General features: G+C 64.7%; 16 protein-coding genes and 1 pseudogene. 13 read left to right on the top strand and 4 right to left on the bottom strand.

Annotation, left to right across the window (positions count from 1 at the left end; genetic code table 11):
* Positions 1 to 33: 33 nt before the first annotated feature.
* Entirely contained in the window at positions 34 to 771 is a 738-nt protein-coding gene (zipA, locus tag ACZK4H_RS13880; RefSeq protein ID WP_099552369.1) for a cell division protein ZipA, read from the top strand.
* A 95-nt stretch (positions 772 to 866) separates the two neighbouring features.
* Here zipA and ACZK4H_RS13875 read toward each other — a convergent pair whose 3' ends face one another.
* Entirely contained in the window at positions 867 to 1,991 is a 1,125-nt protein-coding gene (locus ACZK4H_RS13875; RefSeq protein ID WP_099552368.1) for a pyridoxal phosphate-dependent aminotransferase, read from the bottom strand.
* 282 nt (positions 1,992 to 2,273) lie between these two features.
* On the opposite strand from ACZK4H_RS13875, the gene ligA reads away from it, so the two are divergent.
* From ligA to ACZK4H_RS13840, 7 genes and pseudogenes are all read left to right on the top strand, one after another.
* Positions 2,274 to 4,745: an NAD-dependent DNA ligase LigA gene (gene ligA, locus ACZK4H_RS13870; protein ID WP_197577843.1), complete on the top strand. Its 2,472-nt coding sequence runs from the start codon at positions 2,274 to 2,276 to the stop codon at positions 4,743 to 4,745.
* 50 nt (positions 4,746 to 4,795) lie between these two features.
* The gene (locus ACZK4H_RS13865) at positions 4,796 to 5,281 is read left to right on the top strand and encodes a GNAT family N-acetyltransferase (protein WP_024957227.1); all 486 of its coding nucleotides are present in this window, start codon (positions 4,796 to 4,798) and stop codon (positions 5,279 to 5,281) included.
* The gene (epmA, locus tag ACZK4H_RS13860) at positions 5,278 to 6,234 is read left to right on the top strand and encodes an EF-P lysine aminoacylase EpmA (RefSeq protein WP_099552366.1); all 957 of its coding nucleotides are present in this window, start codon (positions 5,278 to 5,280) and stop codon (positions 6,232 to 6,234) included. Before ACZK4H_RS13865 ends, epmA begins: the two co-directional genes overlap by 4 nt.
* Before the next feature lie 138 nt (positions 6,235 to 6,372).
* Positions 6,373 to 7,101: a DUF3011 domain-containing protein gene (locus ACZK4H_RS13855; RefSeq protein WP_099552365.1), complete on the top strand. Its 729-nt coding sequence runs from the start codon at positions 6,373 to 6,375 to the stop codon at positions 7,099 to 7,101.
* A gap of 47 nt (positions 7,102 to 7,148) precedes the next feature.
* Positions 7,149 to 8,213 carry an S-methyl-5-thioribose-1-phosphate isomerase gene (gene mtnA, locus ACZK4H_RS13850; protein ID WP_099552364.1) on the top strand — a complete coding sequence of 355 codons (1,065 nt, stop codon included), beginning with the start codon at positions 7,149 to 7,151 and terminating at the stop codon, positions 8,211 to 8,213.
* Between the two features lie 236 nt (positions 8,214 to 8,449).
* Positions 8,450 to 11,164, top strand: coding sequence for a DNA gyrase subunit A (gene gyrA / locus ACZK4H_RS13845; protein WP_099552363.1), 2,715 nt, complete (start codon positions 8,450 to 8,452; stop codon positions 11,162 to 11,164).
* 131 nt (positions 11,165 to 11,295) lie between these two features.
* Positions 11,296 to 13,823, top strand: a pseudogene (locus ACZK4H_RS13840) (membrane-bound PQQ-dependent dehydrogenase, glucose/quinate/shikimate family).
* A 43-nt stretch (positions 13,824 to 13,866) separates the two neighbouring features.
* Here the strand turns inward: ACZK4H_RS13840 and ACZK4H_RS13835 are convergent.
* Entirely contained in the window at positions 13,867 to 14,856 is a 990-nt protein-coding gene (locus ACZK4H_RS13835; protein WP_099552362.1) for a zinc-dependent alcohol dehydrogenase family protein, read from the bottom strand.
* Positions 14,857 to 14,975: 119 nt separating this feature from the next.
* Here ACZK4H_RS13835 and ACZK4H_RS13830 point away from each other — a divergent pair, with 119 nt between their 5' ends.
* From ACZK4H_RS13830 to ACZK4H_RS13815, 4 genes are all read left to right on the top strand, one after another.
* On the top strand, positions 14,976 to 15,881 hold the full coding sequence (locus ACZK4H_RS13830) for a LysR family transcriptional regulator (RefSeq protein ID WP_099552361.1): 906 nt from the start codon (positions 14,976 to 14,978) through the stop codon (positions 15,879 to 15,881).
* Between the two features lie 63 nt (positions 15,882 to 15,944).
* Positions 15,945 to 16,433: a DUF4952 domain-containing protein gene (locus ACZK4H_RS13825; RefSeq protein WP_239503690.1), complete on the top strand. Its 489-nt coding sequence runs from the start codon at positions 15,945 to 15,947 to the stop codon at positions 16,431 to 16,433.
* A gap of 64 nt (positions 16,434 to 16,497) precedes the next feature.
* Entirely contained in the window at positions 16,498 to 17,928 is a 1,431-nt protein-coding gene (locus tag ACZK4H_RS13820) for a serine hydrolase domain-containing protein (protein ID WP_099552359.1), read from the top strand.
* Between the two features lie 62 nt (positions 17,929 to 17,990).
* On the top strand, positions 17,991 to 18,215 hold the full coding sequence (locus tag ACZK4H_RS13815; protein ID WP_143567607.1) for a hypothetical protein: 225 nt from the start codon (positions 17,991 to 17,993) through the stop codon (positions 18,213 to 18,215).
* A 12-nt stretch (positions 18,216 to 18,227) separates the two neighbouring features.
* Here the strand turns inward: ACZK4H_RS13815 and ACZK4H_RS13810 are convergent, their stop codons facing one another.
* Both ACZK4H_RS13810 and ACZK4H_RS13805 read right to left on the bottom strand, forming a co-directional pair.
* Complete coding sequence (locus ACZK4H_RS13810) at positions 18,228 to 18,620, bottom strand: DUF3037 domain-containing protein (RefSeq protein ID WP_099552357.1); 393 nt, start codon at positions 18,618 to 18,620, stop codon at positions 18,228 to 18,230.
* Positions 18,598 to 19,374: a HipA family kinase gene (locus ACZK4H_RS13805; protein ID WP_099552356.1), complete on the bottom strand. Its 777-nt coding sequence runs from the start codon at positions 19,372 to 19,374 to the stop codon at positions 18,598 to 18,600. The genes ACZK4H_RS13810 and ACZK4H_RS13805 overlap by 23 nt, the downstream gene beginning before the upstream one ends.
* Positions 19,375 to 19,443: 69 nt before the next feature.
* Here ACZK4H_RS13805 and ACZK4H_RS13800 point away from each other — a divergent pair, with 69 nt between their 5' ends.
* Positions 19,444 to 21,462, top strand: coding sequence for an NACHT domain-containing protein (locus ACZK4H_RS13800; protein ID WP_143567605.1), 2,019 nt, complete (start codon positions 19,444 to 19,446; stop codon positions 21,460 to 21,462).
* The last annotated feature ends 172 nt before the right edge of the window (positions 21,463 to 21,634 follow it).

Genomic DNA, 21,634 nt, shown 5'->3' with positions numbered 1-21,634 from the left:
TTACCTGAATGAACTAGCCGGAGAACCTATCGAATGTCCGACACGGCACTGTTGCGCATCGGCATCCTGGCCGCCGGCCTGCTGTTGATCGCCGCGATCTTCCTGTTTGGCCGTCCGAAAAAGAAGCCCCAGGGGCGCCGCGTGGAAGGCGCGGAACCGACCAGCGGCGAGCGCCGCGAACCGGTGCTGGGCGAAGACGGCGTCACCGTGGCCGATGGCCGCGTCGAACCGGGCATGGGCGCGGAAGGCGAGCAGGCCGAACTCGGCCTGGGCGAAACCGACCCGGGCGCCAGCGACCTCGGCAAGCGTGCCACCCAGGACTTCGACAAGATCGTCTCGTTGTTCGTGGCCGCCCGCGCCGGTGAACAGCTGCGTGGTGAGGACATCGTGGTGGCGGCCGAGAAGACCGGCCTGGTGTTCGGCCACATGAACGTGTTCCACCGGCTGGTGGAAGGCCACCCCGAGCGCGGCCCGATCTTCTCGATGGCCAGCATCATGAAGCCGGGCAGCTTCGACATGGCCAACATCCGCGCCATGGAAACCCCGGCCATCGCTTTCTTCCTGACCCTGCCGGCGCCGCTGACCGCGCTGGACGCCTGGGAGAAAATGCTGCCGACCGTTCAGCGCATGGCCGAACTGCTGGATGGCGTGGTGCTGGATGACAGCCGCAACGCCCTGGGTCGCCAGCGTATCGCGCACATCCGTGACGAGCTGCGCGCTTACGACCGCCAGCACCAGGCCCCGCCGCTGACCAAGACTCCGCGCTGGTAAGCGCTATGGTGTGCCGACCAACGGTCGGCACCCACAACAGTAGATCCACGCCATGCGTGGATGGGGCGAACCAAGGTTCGCCCCCACCAACAGGGTCAGGCCGGTACGCCGGCCACCTTCGCGAATGCGCGGCGGAACGCGGCCATTTCGTCTTCGGTGCCCACCGTTACGCGCACGCGCTGCGGCCAGATCGGCCAGCTTCGCCCGATCACCACGCCGTTGTCGGCCATTGCCTTGGCGAACGCGCTGCCGTCGCGCTGGACGTCGACCACGAAGCAGTTCGCTTCCGACGGCACGCAGCTGAAACCACGCTTGCCCAGCCACGCGATGGTGGCCTGCCGCACCTTGGCATTCTGCAGGCGGCGCTGCGGAATCAACTGCGGATCGCGCAGGCTGGCCAGTGCAGCGGCCAGCGCTGGCACGGGCAGCGGGTTGTCGCCCAGGCTGGCCAGTTCGCGCAGGCGGTCGGGATGCGCGGCCGCCACGCCCAGGCGCAGGCCGGCCATGCCAAAGAGCTTGGAGAACGTGCGCAACACGATCAGGTCATCGCGCTGCGCCACCTGAGCGATCAGGCTCGGCTGTTCGCTGTACTGCAGGTAGGCCTCGTCCAACAACACGCGGGTGGAGGCTGGCTTGTGGGCCAGCAGCCAGGCGAGCTCATCCGGCGGGCTGATCGAGCCGGTCGGGTTGTTCGGGTTGCACACATACAGCAGCCCGGTCGGGCGTGCGTGTGCGGCGGCGACCATTGCGCGCAGGTCATGTGCGCCGTCGTCGCGCAGTGGCACTTTCTGCACGTGCGCACCGTGTGCGGCAGCGACCTCGCCCAGCGTCTCGAAGGTCGGGTCGGCGACGACCAGTCCCGCCTGCGGGCCGGTCCATAGCACGGCGGCACGGTTCAGCGGTTCGCTGGAGCCCGGATAGAGCCGCACGTGATCGGCCGGAATGCGTGCCTGATCGATGAAGGCGTCGCGCACCTGTCCGGCCAGCGCGAAACGATAGCGGCCGCAACCGGCGATGCTGTCGCGCGCCGCCTGCTGGGCAGCGGGCGAGGGGCCGTAGGGGCATTCGTTGAAATTCAGCAGCACTGCACCTTCGGCGGGGGCAGGAGCGGCGGCTGTCGCGGGTTGGGCATGGCCGAGCTGCGGCAGCCCGCTGCCGGCGACGGCGAGGCCAGCACCGGCCAGTTGCAGGAAGCGTCGACGGGAAGCGGGCAGGGTCACGGGCAGGATTCCGAAGGGCAGACCGTCGCACGCTAGCGCCGGTGAGGGTGGGCGGCAAGCTGCTTTTTGTAGCGTCGAGCCATGCTCGACTACAGACGTGCCAACCAAGGTTGGCACCTACCGGAGCGGGAGGAGAAGGTTGGCACCGGAACGGGGGCGAGCGTTGGCACCTACCGGAGCGGGGGAGCGGCCGTCGAGCAAGCTCGACGCTACAAAGGCGGGCGCGTTACAGGGCCTGACGGCCGGGCGCGGTAGAATCCCCGGCCATCCCAGAACCACCGGATCCCGATGAGCCCCAGCCCCGCCGAACGCGCCGAAGACCTTCGCCGGCAGATCGCCCAGGCCAACCGCGCCTACCACGAGCTGGACGCGCCGGAGATCCCCGACGTCGACTACGACCGGATGGTGCGCGAGCTGGAAGCGCTGGAGCGCGAACATCCTGAACTGGCCCGTGCGGACAGCCCGACCCAGCAGGTCGGTGCGCGCCCCTCCGGCCGCTTCCCGGAAGTGCGCCACGCGGTACCGATGTTGTCGCTGTCCAACGCCTTCAGCGATGAGGAAGTGGCCGATTTCGTGCGCCGCATCGATGAGCGCCTAGGCCGTCGCAGCCTGCAGTTCTCGGCCGAGCCGAAGATGGACGGCCTGGCGATCAGCCTGCGCTACGAGGATGGGCACTTCATGCTGGGCGCGACCCGTGGCGATGGCAGTACCGGCGAGGACGTGACCGCCAACCTGCGCGAGATCGGTGACATTCCCAAGCGCCTGCACGGCAAGGACTGGCCGGATGTGCTGGAGGTGCGCGGCGAGGTCTACATGGCCCGTGCCGACTTCGAGGCCTACAACGAACGTGCACGCCTGCAGGGCGGCAAGGTGCTGGCCAATCCGCGCAACGCGGCGGCCGGTTCGCTGCGCCAGCTCGACCCGAAGATCAGTGCGCAGCGCAGGCTGAGCTTCTTCGCCTACGGCATTGGCGAAGTGCAGGGCGGCGAGCTGCCCGACACCCATTCGGGTACCCTGGCCCAGCTCGGTGCCTGGGGCTTCCCGGTCAGTGAGCTGTGCATGGTGGTGGAAGGCACCGACGGCCTGCTGGGTTACTACCGCGATATCGGTGAGCGCCGCGATGGCCTGCCGTTCGATATCGATGGCGTGGTCTACAAGCTCGATGACCGTGCGGGTCAGCAGGCGATGGGCTTCGTTTCGCGAGCGCCGCGCTGGGCCATCGCGCACAAGTTCCCGGCGCAGGAACAGAGCACCACGGTGGAGGCGATCGAGATCCAGATCGGCCGCACCGGTGCCGCCACCCCGGTCGCGCGCCTGGCGCCGGTGGCCGTGGCCGGCGTGATCGTGTCCAACGCCACGCTGCACAACGCCGATCAGATCGCACGCCTGGACGTCCGCGTCGGTGACAGCGTGATCGTGCGCCGTGCGGGCGACGTGATCCCGGAAGTGGTCAGCGTCATCCTCGACCGGCGCCCGCAGGGCACCACGCCGTGGCAGATGCCGACGCGCTGCCCGGTGTGCGGCTCGGAAATCGTGCGCGAGGAAGGTGCAGCCGCATGGCGCTGTTCGGGTGAGCTGTCCTGCCCTGCGCAGCGCAAGGAGGCCATCGCCCATTTTGCCTCGCGCCGCGCGATGGATATCGACGGCCTCGGCGACAAGTACATCGAAACCCTGGTCGACGCCGGCATCGTCAAGAGCGTGGCCGATCTGTACCGCCTCAGCCGTGACCAGCTGTTGCACCTGAAGCTGGTGCTGGACGCCGAGGATCCGTCGGCACTGGCCGCTGCGCTGAAGTTGCACCTGCCCGCCGAGGGCAGTGGTGCGGTGCTCAATGCGGTGCTCAAGCTGGACGGCAACGATCCGGGCTGGCGCGCGCAGGCGCTGGCGCAGCCGGCCAGCTTCGAATGGAACACGAAGAAGATCGCCACCAAGTGGGCCGACAACCTGATCGCAGCGATCGACGCCAGCCGAGCCGCCACGCTGGAGCGCCTGCTGTTCGCGCTCGGCATCGAACATGTGGGCGAAAGCACGGCCAAGGCGCTGGCGCAGTGGTTCGGTGACCTGGAACTGATCCGCCACCTGCCGTGGCCGTTGTTCAAGCGCGTGCCGGACATCGGTGGCGAAGTGGCGCGGTCGCTCGGCCACTTCTTCGAGCAGCAGGGCAACCAGCAGGCCATCGATGACCTGCTGCAGGTCGGCCAGGTGCGCATCAGCGATGTGCACGCGCCCAGCGCCAAGCTGCGCGAAGGCCTGGATCTGGCGCAGCTGCTGGTCGAGTCGGAGATCCCCGGCATCACCCGCCTGCGCGCGGAAAAGCTGATCGCCGTGTTGCCTGGTGCTCAGGCGGTGCTCGACGCCGAGCATGGCCAGTTCGTCAACGCCGGGTTGCCGGATGACACGGCGCGCGGGCTGGCCGAGTGGCTGGACGCCGATGGCCACGGTGCGATGCTGTTGGCCGCCGAGAACGCGATGCGGCAGATCCTGGCCAAGGCGCCGGCGCTGGCCGAGATCGTGGCCGGTCCGCTGGACGGGCAGACCGTGGTGCTGACCGGCACCCTGGCCCAGCTCACCCGCGATGCGGCCAAGGAGCGCCTGGAGGCCCTCGGTGCCAAGGTGTCCGGCAGCGTTTCAAAGAAGACCAGTTTCGTGGTGGCCGGCACAGAGGCAGGCTCCAAGCTGGACAAGGCGCAGTCGCTGGGTGTGCCGGTGTGGGACGAGGACCGCCTGCTGGCCTATCTTGCCGAACACGAATGATGACCCCGTCGGGTGCTCCCGCACCCGGCATGAAACACGAAGGAACACCGATGCAGACCGCCCCGCTGGATTTCCGCCTGGCCACCCGTGCTGACGAGGAGCTGCTGATCGCGTTGATGCGCGAGTTCTACGCCGAAGACAGGATCGACTTCGACGACGCGCGCGTGCGTCGCGGCGTGGATGCACTGCTGGCCGACCCACGCAACGGCGAAGTGCTGTTGTGGCTGGACGAGGCGGGCGAGGTGGTCGGTTACGCAGTGATCGCGATGGGCTTCAGCCTGGAACAGGGCGGCCACTTCATGCTGCTGGACGAGCTGTACCTGGCCCACCGTGCGCGCGGTCGTGGCCGCGGCAAGCAGGCGCTGGCGATCTGCGAACAGCGTGCGCGTGGCCGTGGTGTCAGCCGCCTGCGCCTGGAAGTGAACCACCACAACGAACTGGCACGGCGCCTGTACCTGGCCAGCGGCTATATCGATGACACCCGTGACCTGCTGACCCTGCCGCTGGACCATCCGCGCCCGGAGGGCATCCTGTGAGCGAGGCCCTGCTGCGCACGCTGCAGCAGCGTGCCGCGCTCAATGCGCTGGTGCGCCGCTTCTTCGCTGAGCGCGATGTGCTGGAGGTGGAGACGCCGATCCTGTCGGTGGCCGGCAACACCGAGCCGAACATCGACAGCTTCCATACCGATTTCACCGGCCATGTCGATGCCGGCGGACGCCGCCGCTGGCTGCGCACCTCGCCGGAGTATCCGCTCAAGCGCCTGCTGGCGGCAGGTGTGGGCGACTGTTACGAACTGGGCCGGGTGTTCCGCAATGGCGAGGCGGGCGGCCGCCACAACCCGGAATTCACCATGCTGGAGTGGTACCGGGTCGGTTGGGACCACCACCGCCTGGTGCAGGAAACCGCCGAGCTGGTGGGCCAGGCGCTGGCGCTGGTCGGGCGCAGTGCGACGCTGCGTGTGCTCAGCTACCGCGAGCTGTTCCAGCAGTACGTGGGCGTGGATCCGTTCGATGCCGATGAGGCCGCGCTGCGTGCCGCGCTGGGTGATGTGCACATCGATCCGGTCGGCTTGACCCGCGACGACTGGCTGGACCTGTTGATGACCCATCGCATCCAGCCGCACTTCGATGACGCGGTGATGACCGTGGTCCACGATTGGCCCGCCAGCCAGGCCGCACTGGCGCGCATCCGCCCCGGCACGCCGCCACTGGCCGAGCGTTTCGAGCTGTACCTGGGCGCGGTGGAACTGGCCAACGGCTATCACGAACTGAACGACGCCGGCGAACAGCGCGCGCGTTTCCAGCGTGACCAGCAGCGGCGCCACGAGCGCGGCCAGGTGCAGCCGGCACTGGACGAAGCGTTGCTGGCCGCATTGCCGTCGATGCCGGCCTGCGCCGGCGTTGCGGTGGGTGTGGATCGCCTGCTGATGGCGATGAACCGCACGCCGCGCATCGCCGACGTGCTGGCCTACGACTTTGCCCACGCATGAGCGACGTGCGTTCCTGAACGTCGAAGACTGAACGGAATTCCGTGTTTCCGCGCTTGCTTCGGTAAGCAGGATGATGCTCTTATCACGGCAGATGCCGGACACTGGCACGCAGTTCATCCATTCCTGCTGGGGAAGGCTTTGGTCAAGTGGTTTGCGGTTGTCGCTGCACCGGTGTACTCCATCGCGCTCTGGGGTGCCTGGCTGCCGTCATCGGCATCTGCCCAGCAGGCCGGCTACGACGGTGAAGTGGTGACCTGTGAATCACGCGACATGGGCTGGGTGCATTGCGATATCGATGTCAGCAACGGCATCGACCTGGTGCGCCAGCTCTCCAACAGCAGTTGCATCCGTGGCAGCGAATGGGGCACCGACCGCAGTGGGGTGTGGGTCACGCTGGGCTGCCGCGCCGAGTTCCGCGCGCGCCGCGCTGCAGGTGCCGCGCCCGCAGCCAGCGAGGGCAAGCGCCTGGTCCGTCGCGTGGTGCGTTGTGAATCCAATGGCCGCCCGCAGAGTTGCCCGGTGCGCCTGGATGGCGCGCCAGTGCGCCTGCTGCGCCAGCTGTCGGCGCTGCCATGCCGCGAAGGGCAGGGCTGGGGCTACAAGCGCAATGAAGTCTGGACCAGCCGCGGTTGCCAGGGGGACTTCGAAGTGGCTGACGAGGATGGCCGATTCGTCGACGTACCACGCCGGCTGACCTGTGAATCGAAGTCGAAGAAGCGCCGCTTCTGCGGTGCCAGCATCTCTGTCGGCGCGGCCGTGTTCGAGCAGCTGTCCAGCACGCCGTGCGAGGAAGGCAGTACCTGGGGCTGGAGTCGCAACGGCATCTGGGTGGACGGCGGCTGCCGCGCCGAATTCTCGGTGAATTGAGTCCGGGCGGGCTCCAACCCCGGGGGGCGTGGCCCTACAATGGGCCCATGAACACTGCCTCCGACATCGACTACGCCCGTTACGACCACATCCGCCCGATCCTGTGGACCGGCGATGCCCTGCAACTGCTGGACCAGCGCAAGCTGCCGTTCGTGGTCGAGCATGTGGTCTGCCATGACAGTGACGAAGTGGCTGCGGCCATCCACGCGTTGACCGTGCGTGGTGCGCCGGCAATCGGCATCGCCGCCGCCTGGGGCGTGGTACTGGCGGCGCGCGAAGTGCAGGCCGCCGACGGTGCACATGCCCTGCAGCAGCTGGAGCCGGCGCTGCAGCGCCTGAACGCCTCGCGTCCGACCGCCGTCAATCTGGCCTGGGCGCTGGCGCGCATGCGCCGTTGCCTGAATGCCGCCGGTGCTGACTGGAAGGCGAAGCTGGAGGCGGAAGCGCAGGCCATCGCCGAGGAAGACCTGGCCGCCAACCGCCACATGGGCGCGCTGGGCGCAGGCCTGATCGAAGCCGGCAGCGGCGTGCTGACCCACTGCAACACCGGCTCGCTGGCCACCGCCGGCTTCGGCACCGCGCTGGGCGTGATCCGTGCCGGCATGGCCCAGCATCGCATCGCCCGCGTGTTCGCCGGCGAAACCCGGCCGTGGCTGCAGGGCGCGCGCCTGACCGTGTGGGAGCTGCAGCAGGATGGCATTGACGCCACGCTGATCGCCGATTCGGCTGCCTCGCATCTGATGAAGACCGGTGCTGTGCAGTGGGTGATCGTCGGTGCCGACCGCATCTGCGCCAACGGCGATACCGCCAACAAGATCGGAACCTACCAGCTGGCCATCGCTGCGCGCCATCACGGCGTGAAGTTCATGGTCGTGGCGCCGTCCTCGACGGTGGACATGGAGACTGTTGACGGCAGCCAGATCGAGATCGAGCAGCGCGATCCGGGCGAGCTGTACGGTGTGGGCGGCACCCGCACCGTGGCCGAGGGCATCGCTGCCTGGAACCCGGTGTTCGACGTCACCCCGGGCGAGCTGATCGACGCCATCGTGACCGAGCGCGGGGTGATCCTGAACCCGACCGCCGGGAACATGCGCGCCGCCTTCGGCGGCTGATGGACAGCGGGGTCGGAGCCCTTTCCGCAGGAAAGGGCTCCGACCCCGGCCCCGGTAGTGCCGGCCGCTGGCCGGCAACCCCCTAAGTTCCTGATTTGTGCAGGTAAAATCCCCGTAAAGGGAGGCGGAAAACGGCCTGTTGTGGTAGTATCCACAGGTTGAATCGAGGTTCCGGCGCGACCCCCTCCCGCAGAGGGCTGCGCCGGACTGGACCGCTACCAGACAACGGAACCCGAATGGCAGAAACCGCCAAGGAAATCATCCAGGTCAACCTGGAAGACGAGATGCGCAAGAGCTACCTCGATTACGCCATGAGCGTGATCGTGGGCCGCGCGCTCCCGGATGCGCGCGACGGCCTCAAGCCGGTGCATCGCCGCGTGCTGTTCGCGATGAATGAACTGAACGCGCACAGCAACAAGCCCTACTTCAAGTCGGCGCGTATCGTCGGTGACGTCATCGGTAAGTACCACCCGCATGGCGACCAGTCGGTGTACGACACGCTGGTGCGCCTGGCACAGCCGTTCTCGCTGCGCTACATGCTGGTCGATGGCCAGGGTAACTTCGGCTCCATCGATGGCGACTCCGCCGCGGCGATGCGATACACCGAAGCGCGCATGTCGCGCCTCGCGCATGAGCTGATGGCCGACATCGACAAGGAAACCGTCGATTTCCAGCCCAACTACGACGAAAAGGAACTGGAGCCGACGGTCATGCCGACCCGGTTCCCGAACCTGCTGGTCAATGGTTCGGCCGGTATCGCGGTGGGCATGGCGACCAACATCCCGCCGCACAACCTGAGCGAATCGATCAACGCCTGCATCGCGCTGATCGACAACCCGGAAATCGACGTCGACGGCCTGATGGAGTACATCCCGGGCCCGGATTTCCCGACTGCCGGCATCATCAATGGCACCGCCGGCATCGTCGCCGGCTATCGCACCGGCCGCGGCCGTGTGCGCATCCGTGCCAAGGCCGATATCGAAGTGGCCGACAACGGCCGCGAATCGATCATCGTCACCGAAATTCCTTACCAGGTGAACAAGGCGCGTCTGATCGAGAAGATCGCCGAGCTGGTCAAGGAAAAGAAGATCGAAGGCATCAGCGAGCTGCGCGATGAGTCCGACAAGGACGGCATGCGCATCTACATCGAGATCAAGCGCGGTGAATCTGCCGAGGTTGTGCTGAACAACCTGTACCAGCAGACGCAGATGGAATCGGTGTTCGGCATCAACATGGTGGCGCTGGTCGACGGCCGCCCGCAGTTGATGAACCTCAAGCAGATGCTGGAGGCGTTCGTCCGCCACCGTCGCGAAGTGGTCACCCGCCGCACTGTGTTCGAGCTGCGCAAGGCGCGCGCCCGTGCCCACGTGCTGGAAGGCCTGACCGTCGCGCTGGCCAACATCGACGAGATGATCGAACTGATCAAGACCTCGCCGAACCCGAACGAAGCACGCGAGCGCATGCTGGCACGCGTGTGGGAGCCGGGCCTGGTCGGTGCCATGCTGGGTGCTGCCGGTGCCGAAGCCTCGCGCCCGGAAGACCTGCCCAAGGGCGTGGGCCTGATCGAGGGCGGCTACCAGCTGACCGAGATCCAGGCCACCCAGATCCTGGAAATGCGCCTGCACCGCCTGACCGGGCTGGAGCAGGACCGCTTGACCGACGAGTACAAGCAGCTGCTGGAAGTGATCGCCGGGCTGATCCACATCCTGGAAGATCCCGACCGCCTGCTGCAGGTGATCCGCGAAGAGCTGGTCAGCGTCAAGGCCGAGTTCGGCGACGAGCGTCGTACCGAGATCCGCCACAGCGAAGAAGACCTGGACATCCTCGACCTGATCGCGCCGGAAGACGTGGTGGTCACCGTGTCGCATGCCGGTTACGTGAAGCGCCAGCCGGTCAGCGTTTACCGCGCGCAGCGCCGTGGTGGCCGTGGCCGCAGTGCGGCGGCGACCAAGGAAGAGGATTTCATCGAACAGCTGTGGCTGGTCAACACGCACGACACGCTGCTGACCTTCACCAGTTCGGGCAAGGTGTTCTGGCTGCCGGTCTACCAGCTGCCCGAAGCCGGTTCCAACGCTCGTGGCCGTCCGATCATCAACTGGATTCCGCTGGAGCCCGGTGAACGCGTGCAGGCCGTGCTGCCGGTGCGCGAGTACGCCGATGGCCAGTTCGTGTTCTTCGCTACGAAGAACGGTACGGTCAAGAAGACCCCGCTGGGCGAGTTCGCCTTCCGTCTGGCCCGCGGCAAGATCGCGATCAACCTGGACGAGGGCGATGCGCTGGTCGGCGTCGGCCTGACCGACGGTGAGCGCGACATCCTGCTGTTCGCCTCCAACGGCAAGACCGTGCGCTTCGGCGAGGACAAGGTCCGCTCGATGGGCCGTACCGCCACCGGCGTGCGTGGCATCAAGATGCCGGCTGGCGAGGAAGTGGTCAGCCTGATCGTGGCCGAAAGTGCCGGTGGCATCGAGGACGAGAACGAGGACGACAACGGTGTCGAGGAAGCCGCCGCCAATGGCGATGCGGTGATCGACGGCGCCGACGACGCCAGCGTGCAGTACATCCTCACCGCGACCGAGAACGGCTACGGCAAGCGCACCCCGCTGCCTGATTACCCGCGCAAGGGCCGTGGCACGCAGGGCGTGATCGGCATCCAGACCACCGAGCGCAACGGCAAGCTGGTCGCCGCGGTGCTGATGGGTTCGGATGACGAAGTGCTGCTGATCTCCGACGGTGGCACCCTGGTGCGTACCCGTGGCTCGGAAATCAGCCGCGTCGGCCGCAACACCCAGGGCGTGACCCTGATCCGCCTGTCCAAGGACGAGAAGCTGCAGGCGGTGGAGCGCATGGATGCCTCGATCGACGAGGACGAGGATGAGGTGGCTGCTGCCGCCCCGGCCACGACCGACGGCGCACCGGCTGCTGCCAGCAGCGAGGACGCCGCGCAGGAGTGATCCTGCCGCGAGCCTGAGGTACCCGACGACGCCGGCCCCGTGCCGGCGTCGTCGTATCTGGATGCCGCACATACGCGCGCGCTTCACGCAGGCGGTGGGATAAGGGCGCATGCTGCCCCCGGAGATCGACGATGTCCGCCACGCCGCAGTCCGCTCCTGTCCCCGTCCGCGCCTCGCGCCATCCCCTCGTCACCGTGCTGTCGCTGTTGCTGGTCGTGCTCGGCCTGGTCATCGGTGGTCTCGGCGCGTGGCTGCTCAGCCTTGGGGGCTCTGCGTACTACACCATCGCAGGATTCGGCCTGCTGGCCAGCGGCATCCTGTTGTTCGGCAACCGCCGCAGCGGTGCATTGCTGTATGCGCTGGTGTTCACCGGTACGCTGCTGTGGACCTGGTGGGAGTCGGGCAGCGACTACTGGCGCTGGGTGCCGCGGCTGGGCCTGGTGACCGCGCTGGGCATCGTGCTGGCCTTGCTGGCGCCCACCCTGCACGATCCGGTCTCCAAGCGCTTGTCGCGCAGTGTGGCGGGCGTGCTGATGCTGGTGTTCGTGGCCGCCTTCGGCCTGGCCTTTGCGCCGCATGGTGAAGTGGACGGGCACCTGCCGTTCCCGGAAGGCGCAGTCAGCGCCGGACTGGAACCTACGCGCGATACCACGGGCCTGCAGCCGGCTGACCAGCCCGCCGAGGGCGACTGGCCGGCGTGGGGCCGCAGCAATGCGGCCACCCGCTATTCGCCGCTGCAGCAGATCACCCCGGCCAATGTGGCCACGTTGCAGCTGGCCTGGCAGTTCCGCACCGGCGATATGCCGAAGAAGCGCTGGGGCGCGGAAACCACCCCGCTGAAGATCGGCGACCGGCTGTACCTGTGCACCGCGCGCAACCGACTGATCGCGCTTGACGCTGCCAGCGGCAAGGAACTGTGGCGGTTCGATCCAAAGGTGAAGGATGCCTCGATTCCCTATACCGCTGCCTGTCGTGGTGTGAGTTATTACGAACAATCGAGCGCACCGACCGTGGCCGATGCGGTGCTGGCCGATGTCGCCGCTGATCTGGCGCTGCCGGAACCGCCGCCCAGCGTCACCCGCAGCGCTGCACCGGGCAGTCGTCCGGCGTGCTGGGCGCGCATCATTGAAGGCACGCTGGACGGTCGCATCATCGCGGTGGACGCGGACAGCGGCCATCCCTGCGCCAACTTCGGCAACAACGGCCAGGTCGACATCACATTGGGGATGGGCGAGGTGCCACCGGGTTACGTGTCGATCACCTCGCCACCGGCCATCGTGCGCGGCGTGATCGTGACCGGTCATCAGGTGCTGGACGGGCAGCGCCGCGATGCGCCGTCGGGCGTGATCCAGGCGTACGACGCCATCACCGGCAAGCTGCGCTGGGCGTGGGACATGGACCAGCCCGAGCGCAGCGGCCTGCCGCCGCGCGAGCAGACCTATACGCGCGGCACGCCGAACATGTGGACCACCGCCACCGGTGATGAAGCGCTGGGCCTGGTCTACCTGCCGCTGGGCAATTCAGCCGGCGACTACTGGAGCGGCTCGCGCACGGAGAACCAGAATCGCTATGCGACCTCGCTGGTGGCGATCGACGTGGCCACCGGCAAGCCGGTCTGGCATTTCCAGGCGGTGCGCAAGGATGTGTGGGACTACGACCTGGGTTCGCAGGCCAGCCTGATCGACTACCCGACGGCGGCGGGCAAGGTGCCGGCGATCCTGCTGCCGACCAAGCAGGGTGACATGTACATCCTCGATCGCCGCAACGGCCAGCTCCTGACCGCCGCCGAAGAGCGCAAGGTGCCGGTCGGCGGCGTCGAACCCGAGCAGCGTTCTCCCACCCAGCTGTTTTCGCTGTACCACACGCTGCGCCGCGAACATGACCTGACCGAGCGTGACATGTGGGGCATCACCCCGATCGACCAGCTGGTCTGCCGCATCCAGTTCCGCAAGGCGTACTACGAGGGTTTCTATACGCCGCCGAGCAGCGAGCGCCATTCCATCGAGTACCCCGGCTACAACGGCGGCTCGGACTGGGGCAGCGTGTCCATCGATACGCGCCGCGGCGTGATCGTGGCCAACTACAACGACATGCCCAACTACAACCGGCTGGTGCCACGTGCCGAGGCTGACCGGTTGGGCTGGCTGCCACGCGAGAAGATCCGGTTCGACAAAGGGGTGCCGAAGGCGCGGGCGACCCGCAGGTGGGCACGCCGTATGGCATCCAGGTCAACGCTGGCTGGCGACTGCCGTTCACCGGCCTGCTGTGCAAGCAGCCCCCCTATGGCGGTATCCGTGCCATCGACCTGCGCACCGGCAAGTTGCTGTGGGACCGTCCGTTCGGCAGTGCGCGCGGCAACGGACCGTTCGGCATCCGTTCCGGCCTGCCGATCGAGATCGGCACGCCGAACAATGGCGGTTCGGTAGTCACCGGCAGCGGCCTGATCTTCATCGCCGCTGCCACCGATGACCTGTTGCGCGCGATTGATCTGAAGACCGGCAAGGAGCTGTGGCACGCCAAGCTGCCGGCGGGCGGGCAGGCCAACCCGATGGTGTACGAACAGGGTGGCCGCCAGTACGTGGTGATCATGGCCGGCGGCCACCATTTCATGGAAACCCCGAACGGCGATTACGTGATTGCGTTTGCATTGCCGAGGTAACCGCAAGGGGGGCGGTGGGCCGCCCCCATTGCACGACACGGGATTACACCGTGACCACCACCTTGCCGATCTGCTCGTTCGATTCCAGGTAACGGTGTGCTTCCTGGATCTGCGCGAACGGGAACACCTTGGCGATCATCGGCGCCAGCACGCCCTTGTCCAGGCCATCGAGGATGAAGGCTTTGGCACGCGCCAGCGCGGCATCGTCGGAGACGATTTCCGAGTACAGGTAGCCCTTCAGCGTCAGCGACTTGCCCAGCACGTTGAACAGCGGGAACGGCGTGGGTTCGCTGCTCAGCGCGCCGTATTCCAGCAGGATGCCGCCACGTGCCATCGCTTCGGTCAGCGGAACGAACTGCGGGCCACCGATCGGATCGAACACCACGCGGGCGCCGGCGCCACCGGTGATGCGCGCTACTTCGGCCACCAGATCCTGCTCCTGGGTGGCGATGACGTGGGCGGCACCGGCATCGAGCAGGGCCTGGCGCTTGCCCGGGCCACGGGTGACCGCGATCGGCGTGGCGCCCACCGCATTGGCGATCTGGATCGCGGCCAGGCCAACGCTGCTGCTGGCAGCGGTGATGATGACGAAATCTCCGGCGGACAGGTGCGCCTGCTCCAGCAGCGCGCCCCAGGCGGTGACGTACTGCATCCACACCGCAGCAGCCGTTTCAAAGCCCAGCGCCTGCGGGTGCTTGACCGCCAGTCGAGCCGGCACATTGGCCAGCTCGCCGTAGGTGCCCCAGCGCGCGATGTCCAGCGGCGGTACCACGCTGACCGCATCGCCTGCTGCGAAGCCGCTCACCGCATTGCCGACCGCTTCGACAATGCCGGCCGCTTCGTAGCCCAGCCGGCTGGGGAACTGCGCTTCCTGCAGATAGGCGCCGTTGCGGAACATCACCTCGGCGCGGTTCAGGCCGATCGCCCTCACCCGGACCTGGACTTCGTCAGGCGCGGGGGCGGGAACGTCGATATCGTCGATGCGCAGCACATCGGCGGTGCCATATTCGTGGATGCGGACAACCTGGCTCATGGGGGACTCCGAGGAAGGGCCGACGAGGGCGCCGGCGAAAGGGTGGGCACTACTGTGCGCGTAGTCTGCAACCAGAATAAGGGGTAATCTGGTGTTTCATTGGAAAACATTTGTTTGCAATGGACCTGATCGTTCCGCTCCGGACCTTCGCCAAGGTAGCCGAGGTCGGCTCTTTCGCCGCCGCTGCCGAGGCATTGGACCTGTCGCCGCAGCTGGTCGGCAAGCACATCCAGGCGCTGGAGCAGCATCTGGGCGTGCGCCTGCTCAACCGCACCACGCGCAAGCAGAGCCTGACCGACTTCGGCCAGGCCTATCTGGCACGGGCACGGGTGATCCTGGAGGAAGTGGAGGGCGCCGAGCAATTGGCGGAAGTGGCGCGCGGACGGCCGATGGGACGCCTGCGCATCAGCGCGCCGGTCACCTTTGGCGTGCACGCGCTCGGCCCGGCAGTGGTGGCTTACATGCAGCAGTACCCGGATGTGCAGGTCGATCTGAACCTGTCCAACAGCCTGGTGGACATCGTCGAGGACGGCTACGACCTGGTGTTCCGTACCGGTGACCTGGCCGACAGCGGGCTGGTGGCACGGCGATTGGGGCCGTATCCGCTTGTGCTGTGCGCATCGCCGGCCTACCTGGTGTCGCGTCCGCCGATTACCCACCCGAGTGACCTGAGCCGGCACGAGTGCCTGGGCTTCGCGCATTCGATCATCCGCACCCGCTGGAGCTTCCGCGATGCCGATGGCAGCGTGTTGAGCGTGCCGGTGTCCAGCCGCTTCATGGTCAATCAGGCCGAGCCGCTGTTGACGGCGGCCGTGGGTGGTCTGGGATTGATCCTGCAGCCCTACGAAATGCTTGCCGCCGCGCTGGCGCGTGGTGAGCTGGTCGAAGTGCTCCCGGACCATGTGCCGGTATCGACCTGGATCAACCTGGTATACCCGCGCGATCGCCAGCTGACCCCCAAGCTGCGCAGCTTCCTGGACTTCTGCGTGGCACGATTTACTGAGCAGACGATGGCAAGGCGATAGCGTGGCATCGATCAGCGTCCCCATGTTCCCATGCGAAGGACTCGCCCCGTGATGTCTCTCCCGTTGCCGCAGCATGCCACCCGCTTCCTGCTCCTGGCGTCCTTTTCCAGCGCCAGCGCGCTTGCGCAACAGACACCTGCGCAGGCGTTGGCCGAGTGGGAGGTGCAAGGGCGCGCGGATGGCCTGGCGCGACCTGATATCGAATGCCAGGATTTCCTGCAGGCGATGGGCCGGAAGCCTCCGGGACTGCAGTATGTAGGCTGCAGCCAGGATGACGCGTCCTACTTCAAACCCATGGAAGCCCACTACCGCGTTGCAGGCGCCCAGGCAGTGAAGGTGGAAGCCTATCTGCGCGAGAGATTCGGCCTGCCCGCATTGCGCTACGTCTGTTGTGGTTGGAGCAACGGTGCGCCCTATTATTGGCGCGAAGGTCCGGATGCGGTGCGGTATCAGATCGGCATGGGCGTGGAATCGCTGCCGTACGAACGGGGCGAATGGCATCGCATCGAGGCATTCAACGTCACCGTCGAGGTGTTGCGGCAGCGTCCCTAGCGTGGGTGCGGCGGGCGGACCCATCGTCTAGGATGCGTCCAGGGATACCCGCAAAGGAGCTGCCATGAGGGCTGTTGGACGCCTGTTTCTCTGCAATGCGCTGGCCTGTCTGGTCCTTGTGGCCACATCGGCGTTTCCGGCAGCTGGCGCAGCATCTTCCGAGCGCGAACATCCACGTGCGCAGGATGCCATCGATGACTGGCTTGCGGCCTTCAATGCAGGCAGCCTCGAGGCGTTGCAGGCATTCGCCGACAGATATGCGAAGCAGGAAGGCAGCACTCCCAAGGACTATCTCGAGTTCCGCGAGAGCACAGGCCCGCTGAGTGTGCTGGAAACACTCGAGAGCGCGCCCAGCCAGGCGAAGCTGCTGGTGAGGGGCCAGCTGAGCGAACGTGCAATGTGGGTGACGGCGGTCATGGACCCGGCCAACCCGTCGCACGTGAAGCAGTTCCAGATCGAGGGCACTGAAACGCCGGACAAGTACAAGCCGGCACGGGTTGCATTGCCTGCGCTGATGGCCGATGCCACAGCAAGGCTGGAGGCGCTGCGGGCGCAGGACGCGCTGTCGGGTGCATTGCAGGTGGCACAGAACGGCAAGGTGCTGCTGGACTGGCGCGGTGGCAATGCCGATCGCACCGCTGGCATTGCAGTGGCCGTGGATACGCAGTTCCGCCTTGCATCCTCCAACAAGATGTTCACCGCGGTGGCCATCCTGCAGCTGGTGCAGGAGGGCAAGCTCAATCTCGATGGCACGATCGGCAAGTACTTGCCGGACTATCCGAACAGGGCGGTCGCCAACAGTGTGACCGTACGCCAGCTGCTGTCACATACCAGTGGCCTGGGCGATTTCTTCGGCGACGATTTCGAGCAGTATTCCGCGTCGTTGAAGACGCTGGATGACTATGTGCAGCGCTTTGCCAAGGATGCGCCGCAGTTCACGCCGGGCAGCCAGGACAGCTATTCGAACTATGGCTTCATCGTATTGGGGCGCATCATCGAAGCGGTTTCGGGGCAGTCGTACTACGCGTATGTGGATGAGCACATCCTGCGCCCGGCCGGTATGACCGGCACCGGCTTCGAGCCGGAAACAGCGAGCGTCCCGCAGCGTGCCGTCGCCTACACGAAGAAGGATGGGCAATGGGTTCGTGAAACGAAGTCGCTGCCCTGGCGCGGCATGTCAGCCGGCGGTGGCTACAGCACGGTGAGCGACATGGTGACGTTTGCCGAGGCTTTGCGCAGTGGGAAGCTGGTCTCATCTGCGTTGCTGCAGCAGGCCACCACGGCGCAGAACCACAAGGGCTGGTACGGATTCGGCTTCGTGGTGCAGGGCGAGGGCAGGGAACACCAGTACGGTCACGAAGGCGGTGCGCCTGGATCGAACAGCGCCATCGTGGTGCTGCCCGCGCAGGGCTATGTGATCGTTGGCCTGGCCAATGTCGATCCGGATGCGATCGGCAACGTGGTCAACTACATCGCGCGAAGAGTGCCGCTGTAGGCCCGAGCGACTGTGCTGCAGCGATGTTGACGCTGGGGCAGGTGGCGGACCAGAATCGGGCCATGAACCGATTGCTTCCCGTGGTATGTCTGGTCGCCAGCATGGTGCTCCTGCTGCGCGGGGTGCACGTGATACTCAAGGGTGTCCCGGCGATGGCCAGCGAAGGTACCAGTGCGGCGTATGCGCAAGGCTACCTGCATGGACAGGCGGCAGCCGGGTGGGTGTTGATTGCCGCTGCGGTAGCCTGTGCACTCATTGCCTGGCACAGGGCGCGCGCCAGGAAGTGAGAGGCCGGCGCATCAGCGCGGCACCCGCACCATCTTCGTCATCAAGTGTTCCACCACACCCGCCGGGTCGGCCGTGCGGCCCACATGCGTGCTCGACATCTGCACGACCGAGCTGCGCTTGGCGGTGAGGAAGTGGAAGCGGGCACGTGCGGGCAGTTGCGCGATTGGTCCGGCGCTGGCGTCGCCGCGGCAGACGGACACGATCGCATCCAGCCACGGCTGCAGCGCCTCCTGGTCCAGCGCCGGCGCGAAGGCCCGCAGGCGCGCAGGATCGATCTCGATGGCCGCCTCCAGGTGACGCGCGCCAGGACAGGAGACGATCACCCCGACGTTGATGAACTCCTCGCGTTCCACCCGCGGTACCACGCGGATGACCGCATAGTCATACGTGTGCAGCGTGGGCACGGATGGCCTCCTGCACGAACACCGCACGCACCTTCAGGCGGTGCTTGAGGTAGTTGATATAGCCCTGCCGGTAGGCCTGCGGGCTGTCGAACGCCGGTTCGTCCACCAGCCAGCTGTCCGGCACCAGGCCGACGATGCGCTCGATCTCGGCATCGGTCAGGCGCGCGGCCAGTTCGGCATCCACCTCGGCGATGTGGCTGGCGAACGACAGCAGCACATGGTCGCGGATCAGCACGAACGGCTTCTCGCAGGCATCGCCGGCGTTGGCCCAGTCGTGATGGAAGTACATGGCCGCACCGTGGTCGATCAGGTACAGCTTTCGATGCCACACCATCAGGTTGGGATTGCGCGTGGTGCGATCGACATTGCTGGTGAACGCATCGAACCAGACGATGCGCGAGGCCAGGTCGGCATCCACCGGCATCGCCGCCGGGTCGTAATTGATCGCGCCGGGCAGATAGTCCAGGCCCAGGTTCAAGCCTTCGCTGGCGCGGATCAGTTCCTGGATCTCCGGGTCCGGCTCGGTGCGGGCGAACTCGCGGTCCAGCTCCACGAACAGGATTTCCGGAATCGGCAAGCCCAGCGTGCGCGCCATTTCACCAGCGATCAGCTCGGCGATCAGTGCCTTCGGGCCCTGGCCGGCGCCTCGGAACTTCAGCACGGCCATGCCGTCGTCGTCGGTCTCGACCACGGCCGGCAGGGAGCCACCTTCCCGCAAGGGGGTGATGTAGCGGAGGGCATGTACGGTGCGCATGGATGCATTCTACCGCGGACATTTAACTGTTCGTGACATGCGGAGAATTCTGAGGGTCTGACTGGATGCATGCTTGCGCTTGCAGCTCTCATTGTTTGCGCCGCGGTCTTGCAGTCAGCGATAGATTTACAGCGAGCACCTTGCGGGCTAGAGTCTTTCGAAAAATATGAAGGGGGAGAGGAAATGGCTGGAGAGAGTTTGGGTGTCCTGATGGCGGGGGCCGCAGTGAAGGGGGGGACGTCAACGGCAGTGAAGCTCTTTCTTTCTGAGGTCGTGGCGCCATATCTTCGTGGCATGAACTCAAAAAGATCGGAGACGCAGCTTAAGTTTAGGCTGTCAAAGTACGCAAAAATCATTGAGAACAAAACGAGATATGTTTCCACCTTTGCCAGCACTTCGGGCTTGGTTGCATTTGACGAATTATATGAACCGCTGAGGATTCGACCTAGTCAGACGAAGAAACATTTTTTGATTGACTCATATCCGTCCGAACTGTTTCGGGAGAGTCGCTGTATCGCGCTCACTGATGACGCGGGAATGGGAAAGTCGACGCTAGCCAAGTACATAGTGCGCCGAGCTATTGTTGAGCGAAAAGGCATCCCTCTACTCATTGAGCTTCGCAGGCTTAGATCGGGGCAGTCAATAATGTCTTGTCTTTCAGATGAGTTGGCGGGTGGGGCAGTAAACTCTGCAGAAGGTGAGGCACTTGTTGGCTTATTTGAGAGGGGCAACTTCATCTTCGTATTGGACGGGTTCGACGAGATTGAAGAGTCGTTGCGGCCGGCAGTTGTTGATGAGGTTAATTCCATCTCGGCGCGATTTCAGTTCTGTTATTTTATGTTGACTTCGAGGCCGGAATATTCTGTTTCATTGTTCCCGGCATTTATGCAGGCTGAAATAGTTAAGCTGAGTAGGGATCAGGCTAATTCTCTTATTGAGCGATGTGATGCTGAACGGGGGATAGCTAAAATCCTTATCTCAAGGGTTGATGAAGCTAATGTTTCGGATTTCCTGGGGAATCCTCTTCTTGTCACGCTTCTTTACAGGGCCTTTGATTACCGGAATTCAGTTCCGCCTAAGAGGACGATATTTTTTAGGCAAGTTTATGATGCGCTTTTTCAGGACCACGATTTGGCTAAGGGTGACGCCTTTTCCCGGAAGAAAGAGTGTGGTTTGGATTCAGAGGATTTTCACAAGCTTTTGCGGGCTCTAGGCTTTGAGACCTTTAGGTGCGGCCGGGTGTCGTACGGCCATGACGAATTGATGTCCTTTATTGATAAGGCTGTGGGAAGATCTGGATTCTCTGTCGAACCTCGAAAGGTTTTGCAGGACGTGTTGAAGGCAGTTCCAATCTTCCAGAAGGACGGTCTGGAATTTAGATGGTCGCATAAATCATTTCAAGAATACTTCGCATCTCAGTGCATATTGAGTGATATGGGTGATTTGCGATCCAGTATCATTGAGAGAATGTTCTCGAGTCCCGAGGTGAGTCGATACCGTGAGGTTTTCAGATTCTTTGGCGAGTTTGATGTCGGGCTTATTCGGGAGCTTTGCATTTTTCCGCTCCTGAAGGAGTTGGATGAGTTCGCGGCAGGGTTTGATTATAAGTTGGCTTCGCTGCATTTTGCGGTGGACGTTTATTACATTTCTAGGGTTGATGGCGATGATGATGCTGGATCGCCAAATCAGGTGATGAGAAAATATTTTGGTTTGGATGTCGCAGGCAGGAGGATGGCTGTGAATCGTCGATCAAAATCTAAGTCACTGTTCATTGGTGTAATGAAGGATCCTGGGCCAAAATTTCTATTGCTTCCTGTTATTGACAAAAAAATGTTTCCTTTCTATTTGCAGTCAAGCATACATAGCGCTGCGGCTACTAAGCTTGCTGGTTTTCTCGGAGCGGAGAATAGGCACATTAATCCATCATTGGGCGAGCTCGCTGAGTTGCATGCTGAGGTTGGCTCGATAGAGTGCATTGAGGCTGCAGCAAGCCTGTTGGGTATATCTAGGTCAACCTTCGATGCCGTTGCCGAGGCTGAGCAGAAGCGGATCGATGCGATCGCGCCTTCTGTTCTTGATGATTTCTAACAATAGAATTACTGTTCCCTGATTAAATCTTAGCGGGTGATGGATTTGCGGCAATTAGGGTCTCTAGTTGGTGTGTCTAGTGGCGGCAGGGGGGGCGATCGTGGAGATCTTATAAATCTTACCCCCCTCACTTCCCCTCATGTACTTCTCAGCGAACACTGTTTCGACTCTG

This window comes from Stenotrophomonas sp. 78350_Sma, from assembly GCF_056482105.1.
The sequence above is the reverse complement of the archived record's forward strand: the minus strand, read 5'-3'. Positions and strand labels throughout refer to the sequence as shown.